13 protein-coding genes are annotated in these 15,417 nt (G+C 66.5%); 9 read left to right on the plus strand and 4 right to left on the minus strand.

Features of this window, described 5'->3' with window-relative positions; translation table 11 throughout:
- Position 1 precedes the first annotated feature (1 nt).
- The 4 genes from P2869_RS24350 to P2869_RS24365 all read right to left on the minus strand — a co-directional run bounded on the left by P2869_RS24350 (position 2) and on the right by P2869_RS24365 (position 3,383).
- Positions 2 to 1,318, minus strand: a complete 1,317-nt coding sequence (locus P2869_RS24350) for an SfnB family sulfur acquisition oxidoreductase (RefSeq protein ID WP_277598186.1) — start codon at positions 1,316 to 1,318, stop codon at positions 2 to 4.
- A 268-nt stretch (positions 1,319 to 1,586) separates the two neighbouring features.
- Positions 1,587 to 2,036, minus strand: a complete 450-nt coding sequence (locus tag P2869_RS24355; protein WP_017775792.1) for a CBS domain-containing protein — start codon at positions 2,034 to 2,036, stop codon at positions 1,587 to 1,589.
- A 185-nt stretch (positions 2,037 to 2,221) separates the two neighbouring features.
- Entirely contained in the window at positions 2,222 to 2,629 is a 408-nt protein-coding gene (locus tag P2869_RS24360) for a response regulator transcription factor (RefSeq protein WP_017775791.1), read from the minus strand.
- Positions 2,630 to 2,843: 214 nt separating this feature from the next.
- A complete protein-coding gene (locus P2869_RS24365) occupies positions 2,844 to 3,383 on the minus strand; it encodes a hypothetical protein (RefSeq protein ID WP_126878279.1) in 540 nt (179 codons plus the stop codon).
- A gap of 410 nt (positions 3,384 to 3,793) precedes the next feature.
- Between P2869_RS24365 and P2869_RS24370 the strand changes: the two genes are divergently transcribed.
- The 9 genes from P2869_RS24370 to P2869_RS24410 all read left to right on the plus strand — a co-directional run bounded on the left by P2869_RS24370 (position 3,794) and on the right by P2869_RS24410 (position 15,330).
- On the plus strand, positions 3,794 to 5,071 hold the full coding sequence (locus P2869_RS24370) for a nitrate/nitrite transporter (protein ID WP_277598187.1): 1,278 nt from the start codon (positions 3,794 to 3,796) through the stop codon (positions 5,069 to 5,071).
- The gene (locus P2869_RS24375) at positions 5,068 to 6,477 is read left to right on the plus strand and encodes a NarK family nitrate/nitrite MFS transporter (protein WP_017775787.1); all 1,410 of its coding nucleotides are present in this window, start codon (positions 5,068 to 5,070) and stop codon (positions 6,475 to 6,477) included. Before P2869_RS24370 ends, P2869_RS24375 begins: the two co-directional genes overlap by 4 nt.
- 39 nt (positions 6,478 to 6,516) lie before the next feature.
- Positions 6,517 to 10,323 carry a nitrate reductase subunit alpha gene (locus P2869_RS24380; protein ID WP_277598188.1) on the plus strand — a complete coding sequence of 1,269 codons (3,807 nt, stop codon included), beginning with the start codon at positions 6,517 to 6,519 and terminating at the stop codon, positions 10,321 to 10,323.
- Between the two features lie 27 nt (positions 10,324 to 10,350).
- Complete coding sequence (narH, locus tag P2869_RS24385) at positions 10,351 to 11,874, plus strand: nitrate reductase subunit beta (protein WP_017775785.1); 1,524 nt, start codon at positions 10,351 to 10,353, stop codon at positions 11,872 to 11,874.
- A 2-nt stretch (positions 11,875 to 11,876) separates the two neighbouring features.
- The gene (gene narJ / locus P2869_RS24390) at positions 11,877 to 12,632 is read left to right on the plus strand and encodes a nitrate reductase molybdenum cofactor assembly chaperone (protein WP_277598189.1); all 756 of its coding nucleotides are present in this window, start codon (positions 11,877 to 11,879) and stop codon (positions 12,630 to 12,632) included.
- A complete protein-coding gene (gene narI, locus P2869_RS24395; RefSeq protein WP_017775783.1) occupies positions 12,629 to 13,345 on the plus strand; it encodes a respiratory nitrate reductase subunit gamma in 717 nt (238 codons plus the stop codon). The genes narJ and narI overlap by 4 nt, the downstream gene beginning before the upstream one ends.
- 22 nt (positions 13,346 to 13,367) lie before the next feature.
- Complete coding sequence (locus tag P2869_RS24400) at positions 13,368 to 14,186, plus strand: peptidylprolyl isomerase (RefSeq protein ID WP_277598190.1); 819 nt, start codon at positions 13,368 to 13,370, stop codon at positions 14,184 to 14,186.
- Positions 14,187 to 14,252: 66 nt separating this feature from the next.
- Positions 14,253 to 14,663 (plus strand): SirB2 family protein, encoded by a 411-nt coding sequence (locus P2869_RS24405; RefSeq protein WP_199541873.1) that lies wholly within the window; start codon positions 14,253 to 14,255, stop codon positions 14,661 to 14,663.
- A 145-nt stretch (positions 14,664 to 14,808) separates the two neighbouring features.
- Positions 14,809 to 15,330: a hemerythrin domain-containing protein gene (locus P2869_RS24410; RefSeq protein ID WP_277598191.1), complete on the plus strand. Its 522-nt coding sequence runs from the start codon at positions 14,809 to 14,811 to the stop codon at positions 15,328 to 15,330.
- Positions 15,331 to 15,417 lie beyond the last annotated feature (87 nt).

A 15,417-nucleotide genomic window follows, 5' to 3' on the forward strand; every position in this document is an offset into this window, starting at 1 on the left:
GTCAGTTCCAGGCGTGGCGCGCAGGCAGCACGTGGTTCAGGTGATAGTTGCCGAGCAGGTGCAGCTTCCAGCGCACCGGGTCGTGCAGCGTATGCGTGCGGGCGTTGCGCCAGTGGCGGTCGAGGTTGTGCGCGGCGCGCGTGGCCGCGGAGCCCGCCAGTTCGAAGAGCTTCTCGCTCGCTTCGAGCGCGATGCGCGTGGTGAGCACCTTCGCTTCGGCCACGGCCACCGACGCCTGCGCGCTCGCTTCGGCATCGAGCGGGCTTTGGTGTTGCCGGGCCTGTTGCCGCGCCGCGAGGTCGTCGAGCGTGCGGCCCGCCTCCATCAGCACTTCGTGCGCGGCGTGCAGGTCGATCTCCAGCCGGCCGACGTCCGCGATGATGTAAGGGTCGTCGCTCGCATGCTCGAGGCCTGAGTCGATCCAGGGCCGCGCGCGCTCGCGCACGAAACTGAGCGCGTCGGCAACGGCAGCCTGGGCGATGCCTTGATCGATGGCGACCTGGATCAACTGCGAAGTCGGACCGTACAGGCCGGGACGGTCGGCGAGCGGCCAGACCGCGACCACGTCGCTCGCGTCGATGGGAACGTTGTCGAATTCAACGGTCCCGCTCGCGGTGATGCGCTGGCCGAAGGCGCTCCAGTCGTCGATAACCGTGACGCCCGGCGCGTCGCGCGGCACCCAGACCTGCACGGCGCGGCCCTCGTCGTCGGTGGCGCGCGTCGGAATGCGGTGCGCGAAGAGCGCGCCCGTGGAATAGAAGCGCCGGCCCGAGAGGCGCAGGCCGTCGGGCGTGGTCTGCAAACGCGTGGTGCCGTGCAGGATGGTGGGCGCCGCGACGGCGCCGGCCGGGGTGGCGCGACGCTCGGGTCCCGCGTTGCCGAGGCGTCGGCCTGCCAGCACTTCGCCGTAGAAACGCGCTTTTTGTTCCGGCGTGCCGGCTTCGCGCAGCAGACCGAGCACGCCGAAGTGGTTCTGCGGAATCTGCCCGAGGGCGGGGTCCGCTTCGCACAGCGTCACGAACACTTCGGCGAGCGTGGCGTACGAGACGTCGGCCCCGCCGTATTCGCGCGGCACCGTGATGGCGCCGAGTCCGCTTTCGGACCACTGGTCGAGTTCGTCCCACGGCAATGCGCGCTCGCGGTCGCGCGCCGCAGCGCCTGCTGCGACGGCGCTGGCCAGCGTGCGGGCGGCGGCGAGTGCGGCGGCGGCGTCTGCGATGCGCTGCACGCGTGCGGGATCGGGCGGTCGAGGAAGGCGAGGCGTTGAAGACGTTGACTGCTGGATGGACCTGGGCGACGTGAGCGACGTGAGCGGCATGGCAGTTCGAACCGGAGGAATGACGCGCCCGTCCCGCACAAAGGCGAATGGACGGGCCGAAAGCCTCCATTGGAACAGCCCGGGGCGCGATGCCCTACCAGCAATTTCTCACTTGCTTATCGGGTTTGCCGATTTAGCGCCGCAGTGCAGCATGCGGTTTTCTTGCCGCGGGCTTCACAGCCGGGCTTCACAGCTGGGCTTCACAGCCAGGTTTCACAGCCAGGTTTCACGGCTCAGTTTCACTGAGGCTACGCGCCAGCCCACTTCCCTAGCCCCTGAAGCGCTGCTCCTCGATCGCCTGTAGCCGGCCCACGCGCGACACGTCGACGAGCATCGAGGCGAGATATTCGACCACGTCGTCCATCGCGACGATGCCGGTGAGCTTGCCGGTTTCATCGACCACCGGCAGGCGGCGCACGCCCGAGCGGCGCATCTGTTCGAGCGCGACGCTCACTTCGTCGCCCTCGTTGGCGACCACGACGCCGCGCGACATGATCTCGCCCGCGGTGACGCGCTCGGCGTCCAGCTTGTTGGCGAGCACGGTCACGACGAGGTCGCGGTCGGTCACGAGCCCGACCGGCACCGCTTCGCCGTTGCGATATTCGATGACCACGAGATTGCCCACGTGCGACTGGCGCATGCGTGCGGCGAGCGCCGAGGCGCTCTCGTTGACGCCGCAGGTCTCCACGGGACGCGTAACGATTTTTCCGACGTGCATGATGCAATTCCTCTTGTCTGCCTCCGACGACCATTGACGAAGCGCGTGTTCAGCGTAGAACGCGGCGGGGTCGCGGCATTGACGTGCGTCAACCGGCTCGCGCAGACCAAGCGGAGCGTGCGACGACCGGTGTGGGAAGAGAAACGCTGAGGGGTAAGGCGGGGAGCAGACAGGCGTCTGTCGGCTCAGACAGACTCGGTGCCCTCGGCAAAGCGCCGCACCACGTCGCGCAGCGTGCCGATTTCGGTGGCCTTGTCGAAGAAGTAGCGCGCGCCCGCGGCAAAACACGCGTCGCGGTACTGCGGCAAAGCCGAGTTGGTGAGGACGATGGGCACGATGCCCGGATGCTGGCTCGCAAGCCCCTTGAGCACCGTGAGGCCACTACTGCCTTCGAGCAGTTGCAGATCGACGATTGCGATGTCCACGTCTTCGGCAGCGGCAATGCCCGCCAGCGCCGAGACCGGTTCGTCCGCTTCGCCCACGATCTTCACGCCACCGAGCGCCTCTAGCAAAGCGGCAAGCCGCTTGCGCACGAGCGTCGAATCTTCCACGAGAAAGATGTTCAGGGAGGGCACGAGGGTTTCCGCATTCATAGGTGCAGTATCCACAACACGCCGATTCGAAGAAATCAGCGCAGGACGAGTTGCGTGTAGGGGTTTTCCGACAAGCGCCCAAAGGAGGCGAGGCGCGAGGCTCATGTGCGCGCACCGCTGCAGACGGGCAAGCGGCACACAAAATTTCATTTACCTTTCGTCAGAGCGCTTCCTGGTGCTCATTCGGCGCTTCATCGGGACCCCTTAGGGTCCATCAATGCCAGCCGCCGCCCTGGCCCCATTGCGGGCCGCGCCGGGTTCCTCCCCCACCGCCACCGCCGCCACCGCCACCGTTACCGCCGCGAGCCCCCGACGGTGCCGGTGCCGGAGCCGCAGAAGGCGCTGGCGCCGGTGCGGCCGCCGCTGCGGGAGCCGGCGATCGCGCGCCCGGGGGGCCGCCACCCGGCGGCCGGTGGCCCGGCATCGGCCGCGGGTCTTGCGGCGGCCGGCCGCGGTCGCCCCACGACCCGTGTCCCCAATCACGGTCGCCATCGCGCCAGTAACCGCGGTCGCCATACCAGCCGCCGTAGCCCGGCCCGTAGTAGACGGGGCCGTTGTCATAGACGGTTGCCGGTCCGTACGGCGCGTAGTAATAGCCGTTGTCCACCGCGCCGCCGTAATACGAACTGTCGTAGGTGCCGTAGGTGTTGTAGGGATACGCCGCACAGCCTGCCACGGTCAGCACGGCAAGCGCCGCCGCGCTTCGCAACGCGATGCGGCGCAGGCCCGCTGCACGCGCTCGCGCGCCATTCATCAGACTGCCGGAGGGGTTAATACTCGAATGCTGGGTACACATGGCTTCACAAAACTCAAGGTCGATGCGCATTTGACCACAAGCCCCGCCCCTGCGTTGTCGAACGCCGTAGCGTTTTTGTAAGCGGATCTTTCCGCACGGCCTTTCTACGCAACTGCTGCGCGGCGACCTGTGCATGCCCTGCTTGCGCGCACGCGTTCGCATGGGGCCGCACGCCGCATGCCTGTCGGCGCACGACGCCATTCGCGCCTGGTCTTTCATCGGCACGCGCCCCACGACATAGTTCTTTCGAACTACCCCGCCCCCTTCGGCATCGTTCTTCCGCTTCGCCCCGTGCACCCACCGGGCGGATATTCAGGCACCGGCCCACCAACCACAATGAGCCATCCTGTCAACGATGGCGGTACGCCGTGCGCAGCTCTCCCACTCCCGTTCCCCGCAAGGCCTGGTCCGTACTGGCGGTCAGCACCTTCGCGTTCACCGTGTGCTTCATGGTCTGGATGATGTTTGCCGTGATCGGCATTCCCATCCGCAAGACACTCGGACTGAACGCGACGGAGTTCGGCCTGCTCACCGCGATGCCGGTGCTTTCCGGGTCGCTGATCCGCGTGCCGCTCGGCATCTGGACCGACCGCTTCGGCGGCCGCATCGTCATGGCCGTGTTGCTCGCCGTGGTCGTGCCCGCCGTCTGGCTGATGGCGTATGCGACGCTGTACTGGCACTACCTCGCCATCGGTATCGTGCTGGGGCTGGCGGGCGGTGCCTTCTCCGTGGGCACGCCCTACGTCGCACGCTGGTTCCCGAAGGAGCGGCAAGGTACGGCGATGGGCGTGTTCGGCGCCGGCAACTCGGGCGCGGCGGTCAACAAGTTTCTCGCGCCCGCGCTGCTCGTGGCGTACGGCTGGACGAGCGTGCCCAAGGTCTACGCCGCGCTGCTGCTCGGCACGCTGATCGTCTTCTGGCTGGGCAGCGCGAGCGACCCGAAGCATGTGGTGCCCGCCAACACGACCTTCACCGAACAGCTGCGCGTGCTGAAAGACCCGAAGGTGCTGCGCTACTGCCAGTACTACAGCATCGTGTTCGGCGGCTACGTGGGCCTGAGCCTCTGGATGGTGCAGTACTACGTCGGCGAATACGGGCTCGACATTCGCGTGGCCGCCCTGCTCGCGGCCTGCTTCTCGCTGCCGGGCGGCGTGCTGCGCGCCATTGGCGGCGTGCTCTCTGACCGTCACGGCGCGCACCGCGTCACCTGGTGGGTGATGTGGGTGAGCTGGGTTTGCCTCTTCCTGCTGAGCTACCCGCAAACCTCGTTCACCGTATCGACGGTGGCCGGCGCGAAGACCTTCCACGTCGGCCTCAACGTCTACACCTTCACCGCGCTCATGTTCCTGCTCGGCATCTGCTGGGCCTTCGGCAAGGCGAGCGTCTTCAAGTACATCAGCAACGACTTCTCGCACAACATCGGCGCCGTGAGCGGCATCGTGGGCCTCGCGGGCGGCCTCGGCGGTTTCCTGCTGCCCATTCTGTTCGGCGCGCTGCTCGACCTCACCGGCATCCGCTCCAGCGCCTTCATGCTGCTTTACGGAATCGTCTGGGTCTCGCTGATCTGGATGTACTGGACCGAAGTGCGCACGGCCAACGTGCTCAATGTGGCAAATGTGCGCCCCTCTCAAGGAGAATCCAAATGAACTCCCAACCCCTGGGCTCGCGGCGCGGCCGTCTGCTCGAAATCTGGACGCCTGAAGACAAGGCGTTCTGGGAACGCGAGGGCGAAGCCGTCGCGCGACTGAACCTGTGGATCTCGGTGCCGGCGCTGTTTCTCGCCTTCGCCATCTGGCAGGTGTGGAGCGTGGTGGCCGTAAGCCTGCCCTCGCTCGGCTTTCACTATTCGACGAACCAGCTGTTCTGGCTCGCCGCCGCGCCCGCGCTGAGCGGCGCCACACTGCGCATCTTCTACTCGTTCATGGTGCCGCTCGTGGGCGGGCGCCGCTGGACGGCGATCTCCACCGCGTCGCTGCTGATTCCCGCGCTCGGCATCGGCTTTGCCGTGCAGGACAACACCACGAGCTACCCCACCATGCTGCTGCTCGCGCTGCTGTGCGGCTTCGGCGGCGGCAACTTCAGCTCGAGCATGGCCAACATCAGCTTCTTCTTTCCGAAGGAGCGCAAGGGCTCGGCGCTCGGCGTGAACGCGGGCCTCGGCAACCTCGGGGTCTCGGTGGTGCAGTTCCTGAGCCCGCTCGTGGTGACCGCCGGCGTCTTCGGCATCTTCGGCGGCGCGCCGCAAACCATCATCAAGAATCACGAGACGATCCAGGTCTGGACGCAGAACGCCGCGTTCATCTGGGTGCCGTGGATCGCCATTGCGTCGCTTGCCGCCTGGTTCGGCATGAACGATCTGGCCGAAGCCAAGGCGTCGTTCTCCGAGCAGGCCGTGATCTTCCGCCGCAAGCACAACTGGCTCATGTGCGTGCTCTATCTGGGCACCTTCGGCTCGTTCATCGGTTATGCGGCAGGCTTTCCGCTGCTCATCAAGAGCCAGTTCCCCGGCATCAACCCGCTTGCCTACGCGTGGCTCGGGCCGCTCGTCGGCGCGGTGGTGCGTCCGTTCGGCGGATGGCTCGCCGACCGGCTGGGCGGCGCGCGCGTCACGCTCTGGAACTTCGTCGTGATGGCCTGCGCCGTGGGCGGCGTGCTGTACTTCCTGCCCACCGGTCCTTCGGGCGGCGTGTTCGGCGGCTTCTTTTCGAGCTTCCTCGTGCTCTTTCTCACCACGGGCATCGGCAACGGCTCCACGTTCCGCATGATCCCCGTGATCTTCCAGACGCTGAAGCTGCGCGAAGTGAACCCCAAGGACCGCGACGCCGTGGCGCGCGCCACGAAGGAAGGCAACACCGAAGCCGCCGCCACGCTCGGCTTTTCCGCAGCCATGGCGGCCTACGGCGGCTTCTTCATCCCGAAGAGCTACGGCAGCTCGATTGCGCTCACGGGCGGCCCGGAAGCGGCGCTCTACGTGTTCATCGCCTTCTACCTCATCTGCATCGCCGTGACCTGGTGGCACTACGCCCGCCGCAACGCGCCTATGCCCTGCTGATTCTTGCTGATTCTTGCTGATTTCAAACGGAGCCGTTACATGAGTCACTTCCTCGATCGCCTGACGCACTTCGTGTTGCCCAGGGAAAGCTTCTCGGACGGACACGGCGTCACCACGGGCGAGGACCGCACGTGGGAAGACGCCTATCGCAACCGCTGGTCGCACGACAAGATCGTGCGCAGCACGCACGGCGTCAACTGTACGGGCTCGTGCTCCTGGAAGATCTACGTGAAGGGCGGCATCGTCACGTGGGAAACCCAGCAGACCGACTATCCGCGCACGCGCTGGGACATGCCCAATCACGAACCGCGCGGCTGTGCGCGCGGCGCCTCCTACTCGTGGTACCTCTACAGCGCCAACCGCGTGAAGTACCCGATGGTGCGCGGCCGGCTGCTCTCGCGCTGGCGCGCGGCGCTTGCCGTGGCCAAAGATCCGGTGGCCGCATGGGCGTCCATCGTGGAAGACGACGAAGCCCGCCGCGACTACCAGAAGGTGCGCGGTATGGGCGGCTTCGTGCGCAGCACGTGGGACGAGGTGAACCAGCTCGTCGCGGCGGCCAACGTCTACACCATCAAGCAGCACGGCCCGGACCGCATCGTCGGCTTCTCGCCCATTCCCGCGATGAGCATGGTGAGCTACGCCGCGGGCAGCCGCTACCTGAGCCTGATCGGCGGCGTGTGCATGAGCTTCTACGACTGGTACTGCGATTTGCCGCCCTCGAGCCCGCAGGTGTGGGGCGAGCAGACCGACGTGCCCGAATCGGCCGACTGGTACAACTCCAGCTACATCATCGCGTGGGGCAGCAACGTGCCGCAGACCCGCACGCCCGACGCGCACTTCTTCACCGAAGTGCGCTACAAGGGCACGAAGACGGTGGCGGTCACGCCCGACTACAGCGAAGTAGCCAAGCTCTCCGACCTCTGGCTGCATCCGCGCCAGGGCACGGACGCCGCGCTCGCCATGGCGATGGGCCACGTCGCGCTCAACGAGTTCTACTTCCGCACCCGCAGCGCCTATTTCGACGACTACGCGCGCCGCTACACCGACCTGCCCATGCTCGTGCTGCTGCGCGAGCACACACTGCCCGACGGCCGCACGACGCTCGTGCCCGACCGCTATCTCCGCGCAAGCGACTTCAACGGCAAGCTGGGCCAGTCGAACAACCCCGAATGGAAAACCATGGCGTTCGACATGGCGGGCCACGCCGTGTTGCCGAACGGCTCGATCGGCTTCCGCTGGGGCGCAGAGGGCCGCGACGACGAAGGCAAGTGGAACCTCGAAGACAAGGAAGCGCGCCACGGCGGGCCGGTGCGCCTGAAGCTTTCCGTGATCGAAGGTGAAGAACAGGCCCACGAGATCGTCGACGTGGCATTCCCCTACTTCGGCGGCATCACCTCGCCGCACTTCCCGGCCAATGCGCAGCAAGGCGACATCAACATGGCGCGCGTGCCCGCCGTGCGCCTGCCGCTCGGCAAAGACGGCGAAGTGCGCGAAGCGATCGTCGCCACCGTGTTCGACCTGCAGGCCGCGCAGTACGGTATCGACCGCGGCTTCGGCAGCGGCGCCGCGAGCTACGACGACGACGCGCCCTACACGCCCGCCTGGGCCGAGAGCATCACCGGCGTGCCGCGCGAGCAGATCGTCACCGTGGCGCGCGAATTCGCCGCCAACGCGGACAAGACGCAGGGCCGCTCGATGGTCATCATCGGCGCCGCCATGAACCACTGGTACCACGCCGACATGAACTACCGCGGCGTGATCAACCTGCTCATGATGTGCGGCTGCATCGGCAAGAGCGGCGGCGGCTGGGCGCACTACGTGGGCCAGGAAAAGCTGCGTCCGCAAACGGGCTGGACCGCGCTCGCCTTCGCGCTCGACTGGGTGCGTCCGCCGCGCCAGACCAACAGCACGAGCTTCTTCTACGCGCACACCGACCAGTGGCGCTACGAGAAGCTCAACGTCGACGAAATCGTCTCGCCGCTCGCCGACCGCAAGCAGTACGGCGGCAGCATGATCGACTACAACGTGCGCGCCGAACGCATGGGCTGGCTGCCCAGCGCGCCGCAACTCGAGACCAACCCGCTGCATATCGCGGCGGCCGCGGCGGCGCAAGGCATGGAGCCGAAGGACTACGTGGTGCAGGGCCTCACCGACGGCAGTCTGCGCATGAGCTGCGAAGACCCGGACGCGCCGCAGAACTGGCCGCGCAACATGTTCGTGTGGCGTTCGAACCTGCTGGGTTCGTCGGGCAAGGGTCACGAGTATTTCTGCAAGCACCTGCTCGGCACCGAAAACGGCGTGCAAGGCAAGGACCTGGGCCGCGACGACGCGAAGCCCGCCGAAGTGAAATGGCACGAGCACGCGCCGCAAGGCAAGCTCGATCTGCTCGTCACGCTCGACTTCCGCATGAGCACCACGTGCCTCTATTCGGACATCGTGCTGCCTACCGCGAGCTGGTACGAGAAGAACGACCTCAACACGAGCGACATGCACCCGTTCATCCACCCGCTTTCCGCAGCGGTGGACCCGGTCTGGCAAGCGCGCTCCGACTGGGAGATCTACAAGGGTTTCGCCAAGGCCGTGAGCGAAGTGAGCGTGGGGCATCTCGGCGTCGAGAAAGACGTCGTGCTCACGCCGCTCATGCACGACTCGCCGGGCGAGCTTGCGCAGCCGTTCGGCGTACAGGAGTGGCACAAGGGCGAATGCCCCGTGGTGCCGGGCAAGACCGCGCCGCAGATCAACGTGGTGGAGCGCGACTACCCGAACCTCTACAAGCGCTTTACGGCGCTCGGGCCGCTCATGAACCGCGTGGGCAACGGCGGCAAGGGCATTGCGTGGCAGACCGAAACCGAAGTGCGGCAACTGGGCGAACTCAATGGCGTGACGCGTGAACCCGGCGTGACGGAAGGCATGCCGAAGATCGTCACCGACATCGACGCCTGCGAGGTGATTCTGCAACTCGCGCCCGAAACCAACGGCCACGTCGCCGTGAAGGCGTGGGACGCGCTCTCGAAGGCGACGGGCCGCGAACACCGGCACCTCGCGCTCTATCGCGAAGACGAGAAGATCCGTTATCGCGACGTGCAGGCGCAGCCGCGCAAGATCATCAGCTCGCCGACGTGGAGCGGCATCGAAAGCGAGACGGTGAGCTACAACGCGGGCTACACCAACGTGCATGAACTGATCCCCTGGCGCACCCTCACCGGGCGGCAGCAGTTCTACCAGGACCACCCGTGGATGATCGCGTTCGGCGAAGGCTTTTCGAGCTATCGCCCGCCCGTGGATCTGAAAGCGACGAGCGAGATTCACAACATCCGCTCGAACGGCGAGCCCGAGATCGTGCTGAACTTCATCACGCCGCACCAGAAGTGGGGCATTCACAGCACCTACAGCGACAACCTGCTGATGCTCACGCTCAACCGCGGCGGCCCCGTCGTATGGCTTTCGGAAGACGACGCGAAGCGCGCCGGCATCGAAGACAACGACTGGGTGGAACTCTTCAACATCAACGGCGCCATTGCGGCGCGGGCGGTAGTGAGCCAGCGCGTAAATCAGGGCATGGTGCTCATGTACCACGCGCAGGAAAAGATCATCAACACACCGGGCTCGGAGATCACGGGCGTGCGCGGCGGCATTCACAACTCCGTCACGCGCATCGTGCTCAAGCCCACTCACATGATTGGCGGCTACGCGCAGCTTGCCTACGGATTCAACTATTACGGAACGATCGGCACCAACCGCGACGAGTTCGTCGTGGTCCGCAAGATGAAACAAGTGGACTGGCTCGACACGCCGCGCGGCGACGAGCTCGCGAAAGCCTTCCAGTCGCAGGGCGAGAACCCCTGAAGCATCGTCGATCACAAGGAGCCAGACATGAAAGTACGCGCACAGATCGGCATGGTGCTGAATCTCGACAAGTGCATTGGCTGCCACACCTGCAGCGTGACCTGCAAGAACGTGTGGACGAGCCGCCCAGGCGTGGAATACGCGTGGTTCAACAACGTGGAAACGAAGCCGGGTATCGGCTACCCGAAGGAATGGGAGAACCAGGACAAGTGGAACGGCGGCTGGATCCGTCAGGCCGACGGTTCCATCGTCCCGCGCCAGGGCGCGAAGTGGAAGCTCCTGATGCGCATCTTCGCGAACCCGAACCTGCCGCAGATCGACGACTACTACGAGCCCTTCACGTTCGACTACGAGCATCTGCACAGCGCGCCCGAAATGAAGGCCGCGCCCACCGCGCGCCCGCGCAGCCTGATTACGGGCCAGCGCATGGAGAAGATCGTGTGGGGTCCGAACTGGGAAGAAATTCTGGGCGGTGAATTTTCGAAGCGCAGCAAGGATCGCAACTTCGACGACATCCAGAAGGACATCTACGGCCAGTTCGAGAACACCTTCATGATGTATCTGCCGCGCCTGTGCGAGCACTGCCTGAACCCGGCGTGCGTGGCGTCGTGCCCGTCGGGCTCCATCTACAAGCGCGAGGAAGACGGCATCGTGCTGATCGACCAGGACAAGTGCCGCGGCTGGCGCATGTGCGTGTCGGGCTGCCCGTACAAGAAGATTTACTACAACTGGAAGAGCGGCAAGGCCGAGAAGTGCATCTTCTGCTATCCGCGTATCGAAGCGGGCCAGCCCACGGTGTGCTCGGAAACCTGCGTGGGCCGCATCCGCTACCTGGGCGTGATGCTCTACGACGCGGACCGCATCGAAGAAGCGGCAAGCGTGGCCGAAGACCGCAACCTCTATGAGGCGCAGCTCGGTATCTTCCTCGACCCGAACGACCCCGAAGTGATCGAGCAGGCCCGTCGCGACGGCGTGCCCGAAAACTGGCTGGAAGCCGCGCGTTCGAGCCCCGTCTACCGCATGGCCGTGGACTGGAAGGTGGCGTTGCCGCTGCACCCGGAATACCGCACGCTGCCGATGGTCTGGTACGTGCCGCCGCTCTCGCCCATCACGTCCGCTGCGCAGGCGGGCCACGTGAGCGCGAACGGCGAGATTCCGGACGTGCGCCAGTTGCGCATTCCCGTGAAGTACCTGGCCAACCTGCTGACGGCGGGCGACACGGCGCCGGTGGTGCGCGCGCTGGAACGCATGCTCGCCATGCGCGCCTGGCAGCGCGGCAAGCACGTGGACGGCGTGGAAAACCACGCAGCGCTCACGCAAACGGGCCTGACGCCCGCCCAGGTGGAAGAGATGTATCGCGTGATGGCCATTGCGAACTACGAAGACCGCTTCGTGATTCCCACCACGCACCGCGAGTACGCCGAGAACGCGTTCAACGTGCGCGGCGGCTGCGGCTTCAGCTTCGGCAACGGCTGCTCGGAAGGCACGACGGAAACGAGCCTCTTCGGCAGCGAAAAGAAACGCACCATTCCGATCAAGGTGGAGATCTGAGCATGACGTCCCGCACCCTTTCTTCCCACGGCCTGCCGGTGACGCTGCGCGCGCTGGCGCGCCTGCTCGACTACCCGGACGCCGCCATGCGCGCCGACCTGCCCGACGTGCGCGAGGCGCTGCACGCAGAGCCCGTGCTCGGCGCGGCGCGGCTTGCGGCGCTCGACACGCTGATCGACACATTGACCACGCGCCCGGGCCTCGAATCCGAAGCCGTCTACGTGGACCTGTTCGATCGCGGCCGCGGCACGGCGCTGCATCTCTTTGAGCACGTGCACGGCGATTCGCGCGACCGCGGCCCCGCGATGATCGACCTCATCCAGACCTACGAGGCCGCGGGCATGTACCTCGCCTCGAACGAACTGCCCGACCATCTCACCGTGCTGCTCGAATACGCGTCGACGCAGCCGGCGCAATCGGCGGTGGGCCTGCTGGGCGAAGTCGCGCACATCGTGCAGACCATCTTCAGCGCGCTCACCAAGCGCGAGAGCGACTACGCAAGCGTGCTGGGCGCCCTGCTCGATCTGGCCGGACAACCGGCGCAGCCCGTGGCCGTGCCCGCCGAGCCCGCGCTCGACGAAAGCTGGAGCGAGCCGGAGGCGTTCGGCGCCTGTGCGTCGGCGAGCATCTCGCCGGATACCCAGGCAGCAGCGGCGGCGCAGGCCGGCGCGCCTCAACCCATTCGCATCGTGCGCGGCGCCGCGGCGTCGCATCGCTCATCGTCCAGTCCTTCTTCTTCGCAGGGAGCGTCCGCATGAACTCCGCCCTCAACACCTTCCTGTTCAGCGTCTACCCGTACATCTGCCTCGCGGTGTTCCTGATGGGCAGCCTCGCCCGCTTCGACCGCGACCAGTACACGTGGAAGAGCGACTCGTCGCAACTGCTGCGCGCGGGGCAACTGCGCTGGGGCAGCAACCTGTTCCACATCGGCATCCTGTTCCTGCTCTTCGGGCACACGGTGGGCCTGCTCACGCCGCACTTCATCTACTCGCCGTTCATCAGCGCGCAGCACAAGCAGATGCTCGCCATTCTCTCGGGCGGCACGGCCGGCGTGATCTGCTTCATCGGCCTCACGCTGCTGCTGCACCGGCGCATGTTCGACCCGCGCATTCGCCTGACGAGCCACCGCACCGACCTCGCGATTCTCGCGATCCTCTGGTTCCAGCTGTGCCTCGGTCTCGTGACGCTGCCGTTTTCGTACGCGGACCGCGGCGACGCCGCCACCATGCTTTCGCTTGCCGAATGGGCGCAGCACGTCGTCACGTTCCGTCCCGATGCGGCTTTCCTCGCCGCTGTCGAATGGCCGTTCAAGGTGCATATCGTGCTGGGCATGACCATCTTCCTGCTGTTTCCGTTCAGCCGGCTCGTGCACATCTGGAGCGGATTCGCCTCGGTCGGCTATCTGTTTCGCCCCTATCAGCTGGTGCGCTCGCGCCGCATGAATTTGCCCTCGGCGCGCCGCAAGGCATAACGCCCAGCAAGGAGACAACACCATGAACACCCTGGACTCGCCCGTCGCGGCTCCCGCTGACCTCGTCGATATCGCCACCATCAACGGCGTGCCGCTGCATCAGGCCGACGAGGCGTTGAGCCCCGACGAACTGCGCCAGCGCGCCTGCACCGAACTGCTGCGCCAGGCCGCCATCGCCGCCGGCCTGCTCCCCGCCGACGACCCGGCGCCCGTACAGGGCGCCACGAGCGCGGCGGCGTCGGCGGCCATCGAGGCGCTGCTGGAAACCGCGCTCAAGGTGCCCGAGCCGTCGGACGAAGCATGCCGCCGTTACTACGACGCCAACCCGAACCGCTACGCCATTGGCGAGCGGCTGCTCGCGCGGCACATCCTGTTCGCGGTGACGCCGGGCGTGGACATCACCTTGCTGCGTCAGCGCGCGGAAGCGTGCCTGCTCCAGCTGCGCTGCCACGACACCGATTCCGCGAGCAGCGCCGACGAGAGCTTCGCCCGCGCCGCGGCCGAACTGTCGAACTGCCCAAGCGCCGCCGAAGGCGGACAGCTGGGCTGGCTGCGCGCCGAGGAATGTGCGCCGGAGTTCGCGCGCGCCATCTTCGGCATTCGCGACACAGGCGTGCTGCCGCAACTCGTGCACAGCCGCTTCGGCCTGCACGTGGTGGACGTGCTGGCGCGCGAGCCGGGCACCGTGCCGCCCTTCGAGGCGGTGAGCCAGGCCGCCGCGCAGTCGCTGCGGCAGCAGGCGTTCGTCACCGCGCTGCGCCAGTACGTGACCGTGCTGGCAGGCGAGGCGGACGTCACGGGCGTGGATCTCGACAGCGTGCCTACGCCGCTGGTCCAATAGCGGTTCCGTCGAAGGTTGCGTGGGTGGATTCCTCGCCGACGCAACCGGACGCTCTTCTCCCGCACCATGTCCCTGATCGAAATGTGGCCCGCGCTGCGGCACGCGCACATGACACTCGCCGCGTGCAGCGGCGCCCTCTTCGCCACGCGCGGCGCGGCCGTGCTGTTGCAGCGGCCGTGGCCCATGCGCCGCCATTGGCGCATGGCCAGCTACGTGATCGATACGCTGCTGCTCGCGGCCGGCGTCACCTTGTGGGCCACGCTGCGTTTGAACCCGGTACACGACGCGTGGCTCGGCACCAAGCTGCTGGTGCTGGTGGCGTACATCCTGGCGGGGTCGGTCGCGCTCAAGCGCGGCAAAACGCTCACTGCGCGCGGCGCCGCCTATGGCACCGCGCTTGCGCTCTACCTGTTCATCGCCTCCGTCGCGATTACGCACAGCCCGGCGGGGGTCTTCAGTTACCTGTGGGCGCGTTGAAGGTTCGGGAAGGGCTGGCTCATAGCGAGCGGACCTCCGCGCAACACTGCCCCCCCTTCAACGCCGCCTTTGACCGAGCCCCGCCATGCCGCCCTTACTCGTTCCCGGTTCCCGACCCGCCGCCAGCTTCGACGAGCCGTTCGAGATGCTCGCCGCCTGCCACGGCAACGCCGAACGCATGCTGCGTCTGCTCGAACGCCTCGCGGCAAGACTTGCCGAAACGGGGTGCGATGAAGCCGCGCAGCAAGCCGCCCGCGATGTGGTCCGATATTTCGACATCGCGGCGCCCGCCCATCACGAGGACGAGGAACGGCACGTCTTTCCCGCCCTGGCCGCCCACGGGACGCCCGAACAGAAGCACCTGGTGGAGCGCCTGAAGCAGGATCACGTCGAGATGTCCAGACGCTGGCAGGCCATCAAGCTTGACCTCGATCAAGTGATCAACGGCCGGTGGACGGTAAAAACACAACGTGCCGCAGGCCGCGATGCCGAACCAGACGCCTTTGCCGATTGGGCCGGTTTTGCAACGCTGTACCGCGCCCACATCGAGGCGGAGGAAAGCGGAGCGTATCCCGCCGTGCAGGCCGCTATGGACGAAACCGTCCGCGCCGAAATGGGCCGCGAGATGGCGAAGCGACGCAGCGTGCGCTGGCCGCCCGAGTCTTGAGACGTGCTCTCGCCCTTACCGGCTGACCGGTCGCGAGGGCATCAGGAGCAGCGGCAGGCGGACGACGGGCGAACCACCGGCAAAAAA

It is taken from the genome of Paraburkholderia sp. SUR17, from assembly GCF_029536165.1.
GTDB classification, from domain to species: Bacteria; Pseudomonadota; Gammaproteobacteria; order Burkholderiales; family Burkholderiaceae; genus Paraburkholderia; species Paraburkholderia kururiensis.